Origin of the sequence: Devosia sp. Leaf64 (assembly GCF_001421945.1) — a bacterium.
Taxonomy (GTDB): Bacteria; Pseudomonadota; Alphaproteobacteria; order Rhizobiales; family Devosiaceae; genus Devosia.
In genome coordinates this window covers 470,123-486,269 of record NZ_LMLO01000012.1, presented here as the reverse complement: position 1 = coordinate 486,269, position 16,147 = coordinate 470,123, and the positions used below count along the sequence as shown (strand labels likewise).

The 16,147-nt window shown below is 59.9% G+C and carries 18 protein-coding genes and 1 riboswitch; of the genes, 8 read left to right on the top strand and 10 right to left on the bottom strand.

Translation table 11 applies throughout. The annotated features are described in order from the left end of the window. Positions 1 to 54: 54 nt before the first annotated feature. Positions 55 to 156: riboswitch (TPP riboswitch) on the bottom strand. A 33-nt stretch (positions 157 to 189) separates the two neighbouring features. Continuing rightward, a complete protein-coding gene (locus ASE94_RS07810; protein WP_156352015.1) occupies positions 190 to 882 on the top strand; it encodes a thiamine diphosphokinase in 693 nt (230 codons plus the stop codon). 58 nt (positions 883 to 940) lie between these two features. Continuing rightward, a complete protein-coding gene (locus tag ASE94_RS07805; RefSeq protein ID WP_062629892.1) occupies positions 941 to 1,585 on the top strand; it encodes a hypothetical protein in 645 nt (214 codons plus the stop codon). Positions 1,586 to 1,631: 46 nt separating this feature from the next. On the opposite strand, the gene rpoH is transcribed toward ASE94_RS07805, so the two are convergent. Continuing rightward, entirely contained in the window at positions 1,632 to 2,501 is an 870-nt protein-coding gene (gene rpoH / locus ASE94_RS07800; RefSeq protein ID WP_062629891.1) for an RNA polymerase sigma factor RpoH, read from the bottom strand. A gap of 241 nt (positions 2,502 to 2,742) precedes the next feature. Next, positions 2,743 to 3,771, bottom strand: a complete 1,029-nt coding sequence (locus ASE94_RS07795) for an RluA family pseudouridine synthase (RefSeq protein ID WP_062629890.1) — start codon at positions 3,769 to 3,771, stop codon at positions 2,743 to 2,745. On the opposite strand from ASE94_RS07795, the gene ASE94_RS07790 reads away from it, so the two are divergent. Further along, positions 3,770 to 4,123: a DUF6476 family protein gene (locus ASE94_RS07790; RefSeq protein ID WP_062629889.1), complete on the top strand. Its 354-nt coding sequence runs from the start codon at positions 3,770 to 3,772 to the stop codon at positions 4,121 to 4,123. The genes ASE94_RS07795 and ASE94_RS07790 overlap by 2 nt on opposite strands. A gap of 18 nt (positions 4,124 to 4,141) precedes the next feature. On the opposite strand, the gene ASE94_RS07785 is transcribed toward ASE94_RS07790, so the two are convergent. Next, entirely contained in the window at positions 4,142 to 5,317 is a 1,176-nt protein-coding gene (locus ASE94_RS07785) for a hypothetical protein (RefSeq protein ID WP_062629888.1), read from the bottom strand. 166 nt (positions 5,318 to 5,483) lie between these two features. Further along, positions 5,484 to 6,008 carry a DUF1134 domain-containing protein gene (locus tag ASE94_RS07780; RefSeq protein ID WP_244484007.1) on the bottom strand — a complete coding sequence of 175 codons (525 nt, stop codon included), beginning with the start codon at positions 6,006 to 6,008 and terminating at the stop codon, positions 5,484 to 5,486. Between the two features lie 142 nt (positions 6,009 to 6,150). Here ASE94_RS07780 and ASE94_RS07775 point away from each other — a divergent pair, with 142 nt between their 5' ends. From ASE94_RS07775 to ASE94_RS07765, 3 genes are all read left to right on the top strand, one after another. Next, a complete protein-coding gene (locus ASE94_RS07775) occupies positions 6,151 to 6,648 on the top strand; it encodes a YHS domain-containing (seleno)protein (protein WP_082461057.1) in 498 nt (165 codons plus the stop codon). Between the two features lie 78 nt (positions 6,649 to 6,726). Continuing rightward, positions 6,727 to 7,479, top strand: coding sequence for a histidine phosphotransferase family protein (locus tag ASE94_RS07770; protein ID WP_082461055.1), 753 nt, complete (start codon positions 6,727 to 6,729; stop codon positions 7,477 to 7,479). 128 nt (positions 7,480 to 7,607) lie between these two features. Next, the gene (locus ASE94_RS07765; protein WP_062629885.1) at positions 7,608 to 7,976 is read left to right on the top strand and encodes a response regulator; all 369 of its coding nucleotides are present in this window, start codon (positions 7,608 to 7,610) and stop codon (positions 7,974 to 7,976) included. 3 nt (positions 7,977 to 7,979) lie between these two features. Here ASE94_RS07765 and ASE94_RS07760 read toward each other — a convergent pair whose 3' ends face one another. The 3 genes from ASE94_RS07760 to ASE94_RS07750 form a co-directional block, all read right to left on the bottom strand. Next, the gene (locus tag ASE94_RS07760; protein ID WP_062629884.1) at positions 7,980 to 9,257 is read right to left on the bottom strand and encodes an RNA polymerase sigma factor; all 1,278 of its coding nucleotides are present in this window, start codon (positions 9,255 to 9,257) and stop codon (positions 7,980 to 7,982) included. 81 nt (positions 9,258 to 9,338) lie between these two features. After that, a complete protein-coding gene (locus ASE94_RS07755; RefSeq protein WP_062629883.1) occupies positions 9,339 to 10,208 on the bottom strand; it encodes an alpha/beta hydrolase in 870 nt (289 codons plus the stop codon). A 157-nt stretch (positions 10,209 to 10,365) separates the two neighbouring features. After that, complete coding sequence (locus ASE94_RS07750) at positions 10,366 to 11,073, bottom strand: response regulator transcription factor CtrA (RefSeq protein WP_061909146.1); 708 nt, start codon at positions 11,071 to 11,073, stop codon at positions 10,366 to 10,368. A gap of 428 nt (positions 11,074 to 11,501) precedes the next feature. Here ASE94_RS07750 and fliI point away from each other — a divergent pair, with 428 nt between their 5' ends. After that, the gene (fliI, locus tag ASE94_RS07745) at positions 11,502 to 12,824 is read left to right on the top strand and encodes a flagellar protein export ATPase FliI (protein WP_061909144.1); all 1,323 of its coding nucleotides are present in this window, start codon (positions 11,502 to 11,504) and stop codon (positions 12,822 to 12,824) included. Positions 12,825 to 12,885: 61 nt separating this feature from the next. Continuing rightward, positions 12,886 to 13,299 carry a flagellar export protein FliJ gene (gene fliJ / locus ASE94_RS07740; RefSeq protein WP_061909142.1) on the top strand — a complete coding sequence of 138 codons (414 nt, stop codon included), beginning with the start codon at positions 12,886 to 12,888 and terminating at the stop codon, positions 13,297 to 13,299. A gap of 109 nt (positions 13,300 to 13,408) precedes the next feature. Here the strand turns inward: fliJ and ASE94_RS07735 are convergent, their stop codons facing one another. The 3 genes from ASE94_RS07735 to ASE94_RS07725 form a co-directional block, all read right to left on the bottom strand. Next, positions 13,409 to 14,071 carry a PRC-barrel domain-containing protein gene (locus tag ASE94_RS07735; protein WP_061909140.1) on the bottom strand — a complete coding sequence of 221 codons (663 nt, stop codon included), beginning with the start codon at positions 14,069 to 14,071 and terminating at the stop codon, positions 13,409 to 13,411. Between the two features lie 380 nt (positions 14,072 to 14,451). Beyond that, the gene (locus tag ASE94_RS07730; RefSeq protein ID WP_062629882.1) at positions 14,452 to 14,910 is read right to left on the bottom strand and encodes a GNAT family N-acetyltransferase; all 459 of its coding nucleotides are present in this window, start codon (positions 14,908 to 14,910) and stop codon (positions 14,452 to 14,454) included. Positions 14,911 to 14,968: 58 nt separating this feature from the next. Then, positions 14,969 to 16,063: a putative zinc-binding peptidase gene (locus ASE94_RS07725; RefSeq protein ID WP_062629881.1), complete on the bottom strand. Its 1,095-nt coding sequence runs from the start codon at positions 16,061 to 16,063 to the stop codon at positions 14,969 to 14,971. Between the last annotated feature and the right edge of the window lie 84 nt (positions 16,064 to 16,147).

The window sequence follows — 16,147 nt, the reverse complement described above, 5'->3', positions numbered from 1 at the left end:
CAACGGTTGCGGCCATGGGAGAAGGGATAAGTCAATGGAGAGGACGCGAAGAGACGCCCTTGCCATCTCGAACTTCCTCCGCCAGCATGACCTGGTTCAGGTTCTATGGGTAACTCTCAGCTCCGGACATGATCCGGAACACCCCAGCGAGACGGCTCGGACCATATTGAGAGAAATGTGACAGTGCAAGTGACTTCAGGAAGCGGCGCAGGCGCAGTGCCGCTGGTCTTTCAACGGCCCATGGCCATTGTCGGCGGCGGTGCCGTCGATAGCGCGCTTTTACAGGATCTGGCCGCGCGCGGCATTGCGCTGGTTGGTGCCGATGGCGGCGGCGACGCGATTGGCGCGGCTGGCCTGACGCCCGATGCGATCATCGGCGATCTCGATTCCCTTTCGGATCGGGCCGGGTGGGAGCAGCGCACGCGCGTCATCCATATCCCCGAGCAGATCACCACCGATTTCCAAAAGGCGCTCTATTCGACCAGTGCCCCGGTGACCCTTGCCCTTGGGATGACCGGCAAGCGCCTCGACCATACGCTCGCCGCGCTTAGTGCCGTTCTGCAATATGCACCCACGCGAAAGCTGTTGCTGGTCGATGAAACCGATGTCGCGCTCGCCGTGACTGGCTGCATTGCCTTCGACGCGGCGCCGAAAGAGCGGGTGTCGATCCACCCGCTGGTGCCGATCCAGTTCCGGCGCTCGACTGGGCTCTATTATCCCATGGATGGCCTCACGCTTGAGCCCGGCGGGCTGATCGGCACATCGAATGAAGGCACGGGCGGAGACGTGGTGGTCGAGCCCGAGGACGACACGCCCTGGCTCCTTATTCTCGGCAAAGAACGCCTTTGGGACCTGATCGAAGAGGCGCGCAAAAGTGCATAGACGCAGCGTGCTTGCGGGTCTCGCGGCCACTCCGCTTCTGACAGGCAGGGGATTTGCCATGAGCAGTTTTACGCAAGCGATCGCGGCCTCGCTGCCGCCCGGCATGGAACTACCAGAAGCCTTCGTCACCACGATCGACTGGCTCGACGCCAACAATTTCGTGCGCGATGGCGGCATGGCCTTTGTCAAATCGGCCGATGCCCAACTCACCAGCGAAACCGGCTTCAAGCCGGTCGATCCCGGCCATGTCGAGGCTTGGCTTGGTACGGATGACAAAGCCTATGCCGAGCGCCTAGCGCCCATCATCCCGACCGGCGGCGAGGGCTCCTACGCCGCGCTGTGGCGCCGTGACGATGGCGGTCTCTCTATCGTCCATATGGGCTCGGGCTCCGGCTCGGTGTTGATGGCAACGCTGACCGAGAATCCCGTCGATATGCTGCGGCTTATGGCGATCGGCTATGGCGAACTGTGTTGGCTGGAATATTTTGGGATTACGCCGGAAGAAGAGCATGCCAATCTCGTGGCGACCGTCGGCGCTGAAAACGTGCCACCCTATAGCCCGCCCGCTCAGTTTCGGCAGTTCGTCAGCAAGACGTTCGACGTGACCATCCCGCGAACGGCCTCGGAAATTCTTGGGCCTCTCGAAAATGCCCCACCAGAGGATCCGTTCACGCTCTGGCTGGCGTCCGTTCCTCAAAACTAAAAAGGCGGGCACTTGGCCCGCCTTCATCATCTCATGATGTCGTCGATCAGTGCGGACGAGCCGCTTCCTTGACCGCTTCCTGCACCTTTTCAAAGGCACGGACTTCAATCTGGCGGATGCGTTCGCGGCTGACGTCATATTGCTGCGCCAGCTCTTCGAGCGTCGAAGGATTGTCCTGCAGGCGACGGGCCTGGAAGATGGCGCGTTCGCGTTCGTTGAGCACGTCCATAGCCTGGGTAAGAAGGCCCATGCGCTCACTGAATTCCTGCGTTTCGCCGAGGCTCGTTTCTTGGTCGGGCGTATCGTCGACCAGCCAATCCTGCCATTCCGACGAGCCTTCGTCCGCACGCATGGGCGAGTTGAGCGAGGCATCACCCGAAAGGCGAGCGTTCATCGACACGACATCGGCTTCGGTCACCTTGAGCGTCGTCGCGATCTGCTTGATCTGGTCGGGGTGGAGGCTACCCTCTTCCAGAGCCGCGATCTGGCCCTTCACCTTTCGCAGGTTGAAGAACAACCGTTTCTGCGCGGCCGTCGTGCCGATTTTGACGAGGCTCCACGAGCGCAGGACATATTCCTGGATCGCGGCGCGGATCCACCACATGGCATAGGTCGCGAGGCGGAAACCCTTTTCAGGTTCGAAGCGCTTGACCGCATGCATAAGGCCCACATTGCCTTCCGAAATGACTTCGGAGATCGGCAGGCCATAACCGCGATAGCCCATAGCAATCTTGGCGACCAGACGCAGATGGCTGGTGATCAGCTTCTGCGCCGCGCCGGGATCGGCATGTTCCTTGTAGCGCTTGGCAAGCATGTATTCTTCATCGGGTTCCAGCATCGGAAACCGGCGTATTTCCTGAAGGTAACGGCTAAGTCCGCCCTCGGACGAGAGGACAGGCAAATTCGTTTGGGCCATTGTGCACCCCCTTTCTTGATTCCCCCGCATGGCGCGGGCGGAAAATCTCCTCTTGTCCTTGCGGCACAAGACGAGACGCATCGCCATATATAGGCGGCAGTTTGGCGAATTTAAGAGGCAAAAGACGTCCGAACGTTACAATTCGGATAAGGTTCCTGCCAGCATTCGAACTGCCTGGTAGGTATACGCCTCAGGTCCCCAGGCAGTTCGATCACCCTTGGGTGAGTGACCAGTGCTGTGCCTATCGGGCGAATGCCTTGTCGAATGGCGCCAGTGCGTCTTCTAGTGCCTGCAGATCATCGGGCAAATCGGCCTCAAAGGTCATTTCTTCGCCGGTGACGGGATGCTCGAAACCGAGTTCCGCGGCGTGGAGTGCCTGCCGGCCCAAAGCCCGGACGGCGTCGGCCAATTCTTCGGGCAGGCGATTGAGCTTTGTCGCGAAGCCGGACGCGTAAACCTGATCGGCGACCAGTGGATGGCCGATATGGGCCATGTGGACGCGGATCTGATGCGTGCGGCCGGTCTCAAGCTGGCACTGGATGCGCGTGATATCCCAGCGCTCGTCGCCGTAACGCGCTTCGACAGCATAATGGGTGATTGCCTCGCGGCCGTCCTTGCGTACGGCCTGTTTCAAGCGATTGCCGGGGTCGCGGCCAAGGGGCGCATCGACCGTACCGAGCGCGCTTTGCGTCGTGCCCCAGGCAAAGGCGATATAGGCCCGATGAAGAGGCCCGGTGCGACCGTGATCAGCAAACTGGGCTGAAAGGTGCTTATGCGCCCGATCGGTCTTGGCCGCGACCATGACGCCTGACGTGTCGCGGTCGAGCCGATGAACGATCCCTGGCCGTTTGACGCCACCGATGCCTTTGAGGCTTTCGCCGCAATGGTAGATCAGCGCATTGACCAAGGTGCCATTGGGCGAGCCGGGGGCGGGGTGAACCACCATGCCGACTGGCTTGTTGATCACGATCAGCTCGTCATCCTCGTAAAGGATATCGAGCGGGATGTTTTCCGCCACCGGTTCAGGATCTTCCGGGGGTGGGGCAAGAAGGACGATTGTCTCGCCCGCCTTCAGCCGGTATTTGGGTTCGCTGACGGTCTTGCCGTCGATCGTGACAGCGCCTTCAAGGATCAGGTCCTTGATCCGGCTACGGCTCAGGACATCGTGTTCCTTGGCGAGAACGGCATCGAGCCGTCCGCCGGCCACTGTTTCATCGACGACAAGCTCGATCGGCTCGCCCTCGAATTCGGAAATGGTTTCGTCTGCCATGAGTGATCCTGACAAGTCCGGCAATACGCCCTTTCCTGACGAGAGGGAGCTCACGCCGGAGGCTAATGCCGCTATTGGAAAAGCACGCCGCTCGGCGGGTTTCGCCATGGGCATCATGTTGCTCGGCTTTATGGCGGTTGGCTTTGCGATTGTCTATCGCGTCATGCGCGATGCGCCGCCGCCAACGATCGCCGAAACCGTCAGCGTCCCGGCTGGCGCCGAAGTGCTCTCGGCACTCAGCGTTGATGGTACGATCCAAGTGACCTATCAGGCCGGCGGCGCGGTGATGCTCTCAGTCTTTGACGCGAGCACCGGTGAACTGCGGCAGACGACGGCGATTTCGGCGGAGTAGGAATTAGGGGCTTTGCCCTTAGCGCCCCTGAATTTCCCGCAGAGCCTGCAGGCGGTCCGACACCGACCCGCGACGTGGACCCTCGCTTGGCGGGGGCGCGAGCGTGCCCATGGATTCACCATCGTCGGCAAAGCGCTGGACGCGGTCAAAGAGGCTTTCTTCGACCTCGTCCTGCAGCGGCGCGTCGTTGTCGACCGCATAGACGAGCTTGCTGACGCTGGCGGCGATATCGTTGAGCCGCTCGCGCAGATGCGCTTCTTCGAGCCGCTCGGTGTCCCAATCGGCCAGAATGGAAGATTCCACATTGGCGACCTTCTTGCGCAGCTTTTCGACTTCGTCTTCGAGGTTGAGCTTGTCGGCCAGAAGTTGTTCGGCGCGGCCATTGCTTTGTGCAACCGCCTCGCTGCTTTCGGCGAGCAGGGCATTGAGGCGGTTTTCGGCGCTGGCAATCCGCGCCTCTGCTGCCGTCAAAGCCTCGGCGCTTTCTTCCTGATCGGCGTCGCGGCGGGCGAGGGCATTGCGCATGGCGGCAATCGCGGCGGTCGATTCCGTCGAGCGGCGATCGGAATTCTCGAGGCGCTCGATGAGGCTGCGCGCCTGATCTTCAAGGAACGCCGCACGCTTGCGCTCGACGGCTAGCGCCGTCATCAGACGCTCCATGTCCTCTTCATAATCGCCGAGAAGACCGATTTCCTGCGCCATGGTCGAGGCTGGGAGGCCACCACGCAGATTGCTGCGCAGACTTTCGATTTCGCCCTGCCGTGATTCAGCATCGCGTTCGCGCATGCGCAGCCGCTGGGCGAGATCGGTGCCTTCTTTTTCCAGCTCGAGGATGCGCGCCCGCAGTTCTTCCTGCCGCGTTTCGAGTTCGGTGACGACGGAGAGGTGCTTGTCGCGTTCGGCTTTGAGTGCGCCGAGATCGGTGCGCTTCTGATTGACGTCGCTCAACTGCTCGGCAAGGCGCTTGCGCAGAGCCTCGACATTCATTTCGAGCCGTCGGGTCGAGAGCGCAAATTCGGCGCGCAACTGGTCCTTGTCGGCGCGGAATTCGGACAGGGTGATTGGGGTCGCCGCTTCAATGCGGCGCTTGGTGAGGCGCACGGCGCGTTTCCACACCGCGGGCATGATGATGAGCGCGATCAGCCCCGCAGCTAAGAGGCCCAGCGCAAAGTACATTATATTTTCGATAAGCATCGCGCATACTCCGGCTGCACCGGCAGACCCAACGGATTAATAAGCCGGACCGGTCTGGCCTGACCATCTTTGCCGAAGATTAACCCTAACGGCTTTGGGGCTCACCGTCACGAAAAAGCCGGGGAAAGTGCCCCGGCTTGCCTACACGTTTTATCGCTCGAACCGATCAGAAGGGGTTCCAGGTGGGCTCGTTGGTGAAGTTGAGATAGCCGACATTGATCCCGAGACGCGCGCCGACGCCGGAGCGGATCGGCACCACGACGACATTGCCGCGCTTGGTCACTGTCATGCCGAAGCCACCGAGCACATAGGCCGAGCCATCGACACCGGGATAGCGGCCGAGGATTTCCTGAATAGCGTTGAGATTATAGACCAGCATCATGACCTTGGAGCCATCGCCGCCAACGTCGAAGCCGATGCTCGGGCCCTGCCAATAGATTGAATATTCTCCCGCATTGCGGGTGAAGAGTTTACCCTCGCCATACTTGGCGCCGATGAACAGGGCGCCGCCGGCTTCCTCGCCAAGAATATAGCCATTGGGCAAGCCGAACTGGCTCACGGCCTTTTCAACGACAGAGGCAAGGCCCTGGGAGGCGGAACCGAAAAACTGGTGTCCGCTCTCGACCAGTTCCTGGCCGGAATAGGTATCGCTCAATGAGCCCTGCGCGACAGCGGGGGCGGCCGCAGGCATGGCGAGCGCCAGAATGAGGGCGCCAATCTTGGCGAGGCGTTTGAACATGGTCTGCTCCCTTGGCGGCTCAGCGTGGTTACGAAGACATTAAGGTCTTTGCGGCAAATTTGCCGTCGACGTCGTGCCGTTCCTGAGCCAGATCATGAAGCAAACCTCTAAACAAATCTTAACCATGTTTGCCGTGCTTCTGCCGCTTTTCGGGCCGGTTTCGGCCCAGTTCAGCCCGGCAGTCGCCCAATCGGTCGTGAGCTACATCACCACCGACCCCCTGACCGGCATCGCCATAGGCGGCATGGACCCGGTGTCCTATTTCACCGATCCGGCACCGCTGCCCGGCAAGCCCGAGTTCGAATTCTCCTGGAAAGGCGCGCCCTGGCACTTTGCCAACGAGGCCAATATGGAGGTTTTCAAAAAACATCCGGAAATTTATGCGCCTCAATATGGCGGCCATGGGGCCATGAGCATGGCGCGCGGCTTTGTGTCGGATTCCGATCCGCGGATGTACACCGTTTTCAAGGAACGGCTTTTTCTCTTTTATTCCGCCTCCAACCGCGAGGCATTTCTCCTCGCACCCGATGCTGCGGCGCGCAACGGCGCCAAGAACTGGCCCACTTTATCCAAAACACTGTCGACGCAGTAGTGCTCGGCAACGCTCCCCACTATCCTTCCGCAACACTGATTCCCCTCTGCCTTGGGCGAGGGCGTATGGAGACCGACGATGACCGATATCATTGAGCTCAAGGCAACAGACCTCGCTGCCATGCTCTGCTCGCGGGTTTGCCATGACCTCATCAATCCCATCGGCGCCATCGGCAATGGCCTCGAAGTCCTGGCCGATCCCAACCAGGCCGATATGTCGGAGGGCGCCCGCGACCTGATCGCCAGCGCGGCCAAGCAGAGCCGCGCCAAGCTCGAATTTGCCCGTCTCGCCTATGGAGCGTCCTCGACCGCCGGCACCGATATCGACACACGCGAATGCGAGCGCGTTGCGCGTATCCTCTTTGACATCGAAAAGGCCGATCTCGAATGGGATGTGCCACTGATCCTTCTGCCCAAGCACAAGGCCAAGCTCTTCATGAACATGCTGCTGATCGCAGCGGGTTCGGTGCCGCGCGGCGGCCAGGTCAGCGCGCGTATTTCGGGTCCTGCGGGCGAAGAAAAGTTTGAATTCAGCTCCAAGAGCGATCCGGAAAAGCGCCAGAAGACGCTGGTCCCCTCAGGCTCTGCCGGCCTTTTGTCGGGCATGCCCGATGAAGGCTCGGTCGATGCGCGCGGTATCCAGCCGTTCTACACCGGTCTTCTCGCCCGCATGACCGATATGGAGCTCGATATCGGTATCGAGCAGGACGTTTTCTTCTTTACCGCTCTGCCCAAGTCCAAGGACGCCGTGGAGGCATCGGCCGCTGAAGAAACGAAGGCGGAAGACGTGAAGGTCGAAGAGACCAAGTCCGAAGACCTCAAGGCCGACTAACCGGCGCATCTGTCTGGCGCATGTCGCTTTTTGGGGATCAGTCCCCATTTTCGAGCGGTATGCGCTAACCTTTCTCGAACCAGTTGCGCTGCATACTCCGGGTTGCCCTTGCTGCCCGGAGTTTTTAGATGCCAACCTGCCTGATCATTGACGACTCCAGCGTCGTCCGGAAGGTCGCGCGGCGCATTCTCGAAGATTTGCACTATGAGGTCGAAGAGGCCGAAGACGGGCAGGAAGCCTTCGAAAAGTGCAAGGTCAACATGCCTGACACGATACTCCTCGATTGGCAGATGCCGATCATGAGCGGGCTCGAATTTCTAAAGCATTTGCGAGCCTATATCGGTGGCGAGAAGCCCCATATCGTCTATTGCACAGTCGAGAACGACATCGGCGCCATCGCCATGGCCCGCAAGGCCGGGGCCAACGACTATATGATGAAGCCTTTCGACCGCGCGATCCTGGCCGCCAAATTCGATCCCGCCATCGTCGCGGCCTGATCGTCAGGCCGTCAGCGCTGACATCGCCTCATCGGCGCGTCCGAGGAGATAGGCTTTTTCGCGCTCGTTCCGCGTGAGCTCCGCTGCGCGGCGGAAATCGAGATTGGCTTCTGTGTGCCGCCCGAGCTTGCTCAGGAGATCACCACGGACGCCATAGAGCAGGTGGTAATTGTCGAGCAAACCACCTGACCGGATGGCGTCGACGAGCGTGAGTGCCGGGGCAGGGCCCTCGGCCATCGAAACCGCCACGGCCCGATTGAGCTCGACCACGGGCGAGGGCATGACCTCTACCAAAAGCGCATAGAGCGAGGCGATCCGACGCCAGTCGGTGTCCTCGGCCCGCCGCGCCCGCGCATGGCAAGCGGCAATCGCTGCCTGGAGGGCATAGGGGCCAGTGTCACCGCCGAGTGCCGTCACGCGTTGCAGCCCGTTGAGGCCGCGGCGGATCATCAATTGATCCCAAAGTGCCCGGTTCTGGTCGGGCAGGAGGATCGGCTCGCCTTTGGCATTTGTGCGGGCATTGACCCGGCTATGCTGGATTTCCATTAGCGCCAGAAGCCCATGGACCTCTGCCTCTTCGGGCATGAGTTGGGTGAGAATGCGCCCCATGCGCATGGCCTCTTCGCAAAGCTGCGGCCGCATCCAGTCTTCCCCGGCGGTGGCGGAATAGCCCTCGTTGAAGATTAGGTACAAAACACCCAGAACCGAGGCGAGCCGTTCCACCCGCTCGGCGCCGCGCGGCACTTCATAGGGCAGGCCCGCATCGGCAATGGTGCGTTTGGCGCGCACGATGCGCTGGCCGATGGTCGTGTCATTGGCAAGGAATGCCCGGGCGATTTCCTCGGTCGTCAGGCCACCGATCAGCCGCAGAGTCAGCGCAACACGGCTTTCTGCCGGCAGGATGGGGTGGCAGGAGGTGAAAATCAGGCGCAGGAGATCGTCGCCGACATCGTCGTCCATGCTGTCGTGGATGGCGGTTTCGGCGTCAGGCACGTCTTCCTCCATGGTGCGCCCGACTTCCTCGAGCTTTCCCGCCGCCATTTTGCGGTGGCGAAAATAGTCGATTGCCTTGCGCTTGCCCGCCTGCATCAGCCAGGCGCCGGGATTGCGCGGCACGCCAGTTTCCGGCCAATGCTTGAGCGCAGCCATGAGCGCGTCCTGCGCCAGTTCCTCGGCCAGCGAGATGTCGCGGACGACACGGGTGAGGCTCGCGATGAGCCGCGCCTGTTCCTGCCGCCAGACAGTCGTGATGGCTTTGTCCGTTTCGGTGCGATTGCTCATCGGCTCCTCCAGATCGCTGGGCAAATTGCCAGCGAAAAGACGCGAGGAAAAGGCCGGACTGCATCTCTCCGGCCCCAACCACTATTGATCGAACATGCCCTTGGGCGTTTCGCCATTGAGGAAAGGCTCCATGAAGCCCATCAGTAGGTCTACCTGATCGATGACGGCCGTGTGCGAGGTCGCCGGGAGAATAGCAAGGCGCGAGGCGGAGAGGGGCTTGCCCATATCGCCGGGCTCGCCGCCGCCAAGCAGGCGGTACATGCTGACGAGGTGCTCGAGGGTCATCATGTCGGAATCCCCCCCGATGATCAGCACCGGCATTTTCAGCTTCTTGACGTCCTCGCCCCAGGCCATCGGCTCATGCTCGAGCGCGATCATGCGCTCGACAAACGGCCGGAAACCATCAGGATTAGGCGCGAGGGCTTTCCAGGCGTCCTCCATGGGCGTGCCGACGAACATTTCGGGCACCATTGTCGGGATCATGGCGAGGAATGCCGGCTGCGAGCCCGACATGTCATAGCTCACCGAAGCGGTAATCAGGTGATCGACTCTTTCGGGATGGTCGATGGCAAGCCGCAAGGCGGCCGCCGCGCCCATGGAATAGCCAAAGATATCCGCCTTTTCGAGCCCGACGTCGTCCATGAAAGCGGCGACGTCGCTCGCCAGATTGGGATAGGTCACCGGCCGGTCGATGTCTTCGGTGCGTCCATGGCCCTGAAATTCGAGCGCATAGACGGTGTGGGTCTTGGCGAGTGCGGGGATAATCCCGCCCATGGCCGGGATATTCATATAGGCGCCATGCAGAACGACGATCGGCGCGCCTTCGCCCGAAACCTCGTAATACACGCGCATGCCGTTGACGTCGGCATAGTCGCCCTTGGCCTCGGCTTGGGCCTGCGCGCCAATCGTTGTCAGCAGAATGGCTGCGGCAATGGTCAGGGAACTCAACATCGATAGTCTCCATCGGCTTGGCACTTGAAGTGCGCTTTCGATGAGACGACGAGTGGGCCTATCTTTGCTCGACATGCCAGATGCGATTTTTTGGGCAATAAAAAACCCCGCCGTTGAGCGGGGCTTTTTACGAATGACGCTGAAGCGATGCGGTCGCTTAGGCGACGTTTTCGCTATAGGCATCGGCCTCGTCAGGCTCGCGCAGCACGTAGCCACGGCCCCAGACGGTTTCGATGTAATTCTTGCCTGCAGTTGCGACGCTGAGCTTCTTACGCAGCTTGCAGATGAAGACGTCGATGATCTTGAGTTCGGGCTCGTCCATGCCACCATAGAGGTGGTTGAGGAACATTTCCTTGGTCAGGGTCGTACCCTTGCGGAGCGAAAGCAGCTCCAGCATCTGGTATTCCTTGCCCGTCAGGTGAACGCGAGCGCCCTGGACTTCGACCGTCTTGGTGTCGAGGTTGACCATGAGATCGCCGGTCGAGATGACCGACTGGGCATGGCCCTTGGAGCGACGGACGATGGCGTGGATGCGGGCCACGAGTTCGTCTTTGTGGAATGGCTTGGTCATGTAGTCATCGGCGCCGAAGCCGAGACCGCGTACCTTGTCCTCGATGCCGGCAAGACCGGAGAGGATCAGGATCGGCGTCTGAACCTTGGCGACGCGCAGGGTCCGCAAGACCTCATAGCCGCTCATGTCAGGCAGGTTCAGATCGAGCAGGATAATATCGTAGTCATAGAGTTTGCCGAGATCGACGCCCTCTTCACCGAGATCAGTGGTGTAGACGTTGAAACTTTCAGACTTGAGCATCAATTCGATGCTCTGCGCCGTGGCGCTATCGTCCTCGATGAGGAGTACCCGCATTATATTCCCCTTGTCATTCGTTCCTGCTGGAACCTGCGCGGTGGATGACAAGTCGTCCCACGCGCTCCAACCCTACTGGATATGACTGAAGCCTAAGCTCAAATAGTTAACAAAGTTTAATTCGGTTCGGCAATACGCAAACGACGTTAGGACGATTTAAGTTTAAGTGTCTGAAATTGCAACATAAAACGGATGAAAATTTCTTAAAGTATTACGTTAAAAGTTGCCTACAAGCGATTCAGTCGACTCATCCATTCGTCGTCGTGCCGGGATTTTGGGCATAGTTCGGCCTTTGCCTGCCTTTGACCCTACTGCTCAGCCAGTAGCGAAATTTGGTTAATGTTCGGTTATCTTGCGATTCGTGACGGGCTCGATTCGAGCCGTCGCGTAAACCATGTCTCTTTCGAACCGGGGTTGCAGGACCACTCATGAAGGCGCTGATTTCAGCCATCGATGCGATCGACGACGTCGAGGTTTTCGGGCGCGTCAAATCGGTCCAGGGCCTTCTTATCGAAGTCGTCGGTCCCGTGCGCGAACTGCGCGTAGGTGGGCGGGTGATGATCGAAGGCAGCGACGGCGATACCCTGGCTGCCGAGATCATCGGCTTCCGCGATGGCCATGCGCTTTGCCTGCCTTTTGGTGAATTGAGCGGCGTGCGTCTTGGCTGTAAGGCCGTCTTTAAGCGCCATGACGGCGCGGTCAATCCGTCGATGTCCTGGCTCGGCCGCGTCATCAATGCCAATGGCGAGCCGATCGACGGGCTGGGCCCTCTTCAGCGTGGCGCCAAATCCTATCCTCTTCGCCAATCCCCATTAGCGGCGCATGATCGCGTGCGCGTCGGCGCGCCGCTCGATCTCGGCGTCCGCACGCTCAATACGTTCACGACACTCTGCGAAGGCCAGCGCATGGGCATCTTTGCCGGCTCCGGCGTCGGCAAGTCCGTGCTGATGTCGATGCTGGCGCGCAATACCAATGTGGACGTCTCGGTCATTGGGCTCATCGGTGAGCGTGGCCGCGAGGTGCACGAGTTCATTCAGGAATATCTCGGCGAAGAAGGCCTTCGCCGCGCCGTCGTCGTCGTTGCGACCTCTGACGAAGCGGCGCTCATGCGTCGGCAGGCTGCCTATATCTCCCTCTCGCTCTCGGAATATTTCCGCGACGAGGGCAAGCGCGTCCTTTGCATGATGGACTCGCTCACCCGCTTTGCCATGGCGCAGCGCGAGATCGGTCTTTCCATCGGCGAACCCCCCACCGCCAAGGGTTATCCACCGACAGTTTTCACAGAATTGCCACGTTTGCTCGAAAGAGCCGGCCCAGGGACGCCTACGACCGGTTCTATTACCGGACTTTTTACCGTTTTGGTGGAAGGTGATGATCACAATGAGCCAATTGCGGATGCCGTGCGCGGCATTCTTGATGGGCACATCGTGATGGAGCGCGGAATTGCCGAGCGGGGACGTTATCCTGCCGTCAACGTGCTCCGGTCCATCTCGCGCACCATGCCAGGGTGCGTACCGCCCGATTTTCGGCCGGTACTGGCAAGGGCGAGGGAGCTCATGTCCATATTCTCGGACATGGAGGAGCTGATCCGGTTGGGGGCATACCGCAAAGGGTCGGATCCGAATGTGGACCTTGCTATCGGTATCAACCCGAAGCTGGAGGCGTTTTTGAGCCAGCAGCGGGAAGAGACCACGACGGTTGCCGAAGGCTATCGACGCCTGGCGGAAATCATCGCGGAAGCCGATGCTTAGGGTCTATCGGGAGGGCTTAACGCCTTTTCGGAACTGGCTTGATGTGTAAGGAGTACAGGTCTTGAAATCGCGCAGCGAGAGCCTCATTCGGCTCAAGAAGTTCAATGTCGACGAAAAGCGCCGGCAGGTTATGCAGATCGAAATGATGGTCGCGGACTTCGAGCGCATGGCCTCTGAGCTCGATCAGCAGATCGAGATCGAGCAGACCAAGACCGGCATTTCCGATGTCGCTCATTTTGCTTATTCCACCTTTGCCAAGGCCGCACTTCAGCGCCGCGACAATCTTCTGGCCTCGGCCAATGATATGCGCGGCAAGCTCGAGAATGCACAAGATCAGCTCGCCGAAGCGCTCGAAGACCTGAAAAAGGTCGAGCTGCTCGATCAGCGCGAACATGAGCGCGAACGCCAGGAACAGAACAAGCTTGAACAGGCAGATTTCGACGAGGTAGCCCGTCAGCGCTTTCTCAAGCGCTAGTGCCCGGCGCTTCCCTTGAAGCGCCTCTCTTCGTTAGACGAAAAAAGGCCCGCAGAAGCGGGCCTTTTCTTTTTCTCGGGTCCTCAGTGAACAAGGACCTATGAGAAACTTAGTTGGTGGTGGCGGGAGCTGCCGGTGCCATCGTGTCAGCCGGAGCGGCTGGGGTCATGCCGTCAGCAGCAGGGGCCATCGCGTCGTTCGCGCCATCGACGGGCTCATCGTCAGCCCAGACGAAGTCGGGAGCTGCGGTCAGAGCATCAGCCGTGGTCGGAACAACCCAACGTTCGGTGTTGTCGGCAGCAACGGTGAATTCAAGCGCCTTGAAATCAACGGCAACGCTCTTTTCGCCGATGCCGAGGAAACCACCAACGCCGATCACCACAGCAGTGATCTGGCCATCAGCGTCGAAAACCAGGTCGCTGATATTGCCGATTTCTTCAGCGTCATCACCGGCGCTCGAATAAACGGGCTGGCCGATCAGGCGCGAACCGAGGTTATCGGTATCAGCGGCAGTGTAGCCGGCCGACATATCCCAAGGCTCATTGACGTCGGTTTCTTCCATAGCACCAGATTCAACAGGCGCAGCTTCAACACTCGTTGCCGGAGCGGCTGGGGTTTCAGTGCCCATAGCTGGCGTTTCAGTGGTGGTTGCCGGAGCTTCGGTGCCCATGGCCGGAGTTTCCGTCGTGGCAGGAGCAGGCGTGGTCTGGGCAATAGCAGCGGTACCCATGAGCACGGCAACGGCCGTAGTAGTCAAAAGCGTGCGGATCATTGTAGGCTCCAAAGGTTCATCGTTGTCATGAACAGGCCCATGTGGTGATTACTTGCCGGTAGCACCGCATGGGCCGTTATGATGAGACAACGTCACGTCCCCACGACCCGTTCCCGAGCAATTTTTTCCGATTTTTCGGGAACCATGAAATATTTGCTGCAGAAAAATTGAAAAGGCCGGCTTCCGCCTAGGCGGTGCCGGCCCTTTCCGCCTCCCTGGCGGATTAGTCGCGTCCTGCGAAAAGACAAGAATTCGCGTTCTTGCCGTAGCACCACACATTGGTTGCCGCCCGGCAGGACGCGCTCTATGAGCGACAGATCCACAATAGCGCAGGAATTAGGGCAGGAGTCCGCTGGCCGGGTTAATGCGTTAAATTTGACTTAATTGGATAAGGTTGCGGTATCTTTATCGTAGTCGCGCATCGCCCGATGCGGCATGCCGCCGTCGAGAAATTCGGGCCCGAATTCGACGAAACCTAACTTATGATATAGGCCGAGTTTGTCCGATTGGGCAGTGAGATAGAACCTGTCTCGGCCATCTTGGCGCGCATCTGCCATTGCGGCTTCGATCAACTGGCGCGCGACGCCCCGGCCACGATAATGGAGGCGCACGGCGACACGGCCGATCTTGATGTGCTCGGGATAATCGATGAGCCTTAGGGTGCCGACCACTTCGCCATCGGCAATCGCCACGTAGTGCGTCGCCGTCAGATCGAGTTCGTCGTTCTCCTCTTCCTCCGGCACTTTTTGCTCCCAAACAAACACCTCGCGCCGGAGCGCAAAGGCGGCGTTGCAGAGGGTCGAGAAGGCGGGGACGGTGAGAATGGTAAGGCTGGACATGAACCGGATGTAGCAGGCGGCCGCTGCGCGGTGAAGCGCCAACGACCGCCTGCCTCTCTCATTCCACCGCTTCGAGAGCCGCTAGTTGTTCAAGCGCTGGCGCCTGATGCACCAGATCGTTGACGAAGGCGAGCCTGTCGATCACGGGCGGTGACAGCACGAAGGGATAGGCATCGGTCTGGCCCATAGCCCGGTTGAGATTGTTGAGCAGCGACGCCAGCGGAATCCAGTTGTCGACGATCTCGCTCATATCGGGCGCCATATAGGGATCGAAGCGAACAGGCGGCAGCGCGAGACTCTCGTCCCCCGTTCTGGGTTTTGCGCGAATGCCAAAAGCGGCAGCCATCTCCACAGTGTCGGTGATGTGGAGATAATGGGCGAAGGTTTCGGCAAAATCTTCCCAAGGGTGGGCGGTCGCATAGGCACTGATATGGGTCGCGGGCCAACCGGCCGGCGCGCCATTGGCGTAATAGGTCTTGAGTGCCTGCCCATAATCGGCGCGCTCGTCCCCGAAAAGTTCGCGATACCGTGCCTCCTGTGGCTTTTCGCGCACGAGCAAATCCCAATAGTGATGCCCGATCTCGTGGCGGAAGTGGCCGAGGAGCGTGCGATAGGGTTCGCCCATGCCGGTGCGCCGCCGCTCGCGTTCGGCATCGTCCGCTTCGGCGAGCGAAATGGTGATGATGCCATTTTCATGCCCGGTCATCACCGGCGCATTGCCATCGCCATCGGCGAGAAACCGGAAAGCGAGACCATGTTCCGGATTTTCCGCGCGCGTTTCGAGCGGCAAACCCAAGCGGAGCAGAGAGTAAAACAACCGCTTTTTGGCGCGTTCGATCGTCTGCCAGCGCGATAGATTATGCGGGTCCTCGAGCGAGGGAATGGTCTCATTATGCTGGCATGCGAGGCAGAAAATCGACCCGCCCTCTTCCTTTGTCACCAGCCAATTGCAGGCGGCGTGGCGCGCGTTGTCGCAATAGATATAGGTCTTGCCGGGTACCGCAGGCGCCGTCCACGCGTTGTCGCCTGCGGGGTCGAGCGAGACCAGCGCATTTTCCTCCGGCAGATAGCCGAGAGCGTGGCCGCAGTGCTCGCAAAGATTATTCTCGAAATAGATCGTATTGCCGCAGTGATCGCAGGAAAAAAGCTGCATGGGGCCCTCGCTGTCGCGTCCGGAACAATGTCGGGCGTGCTGGCCCGTTCCGGTCCGTCTAAAATTCTCGTTGCCGGCCGCGCT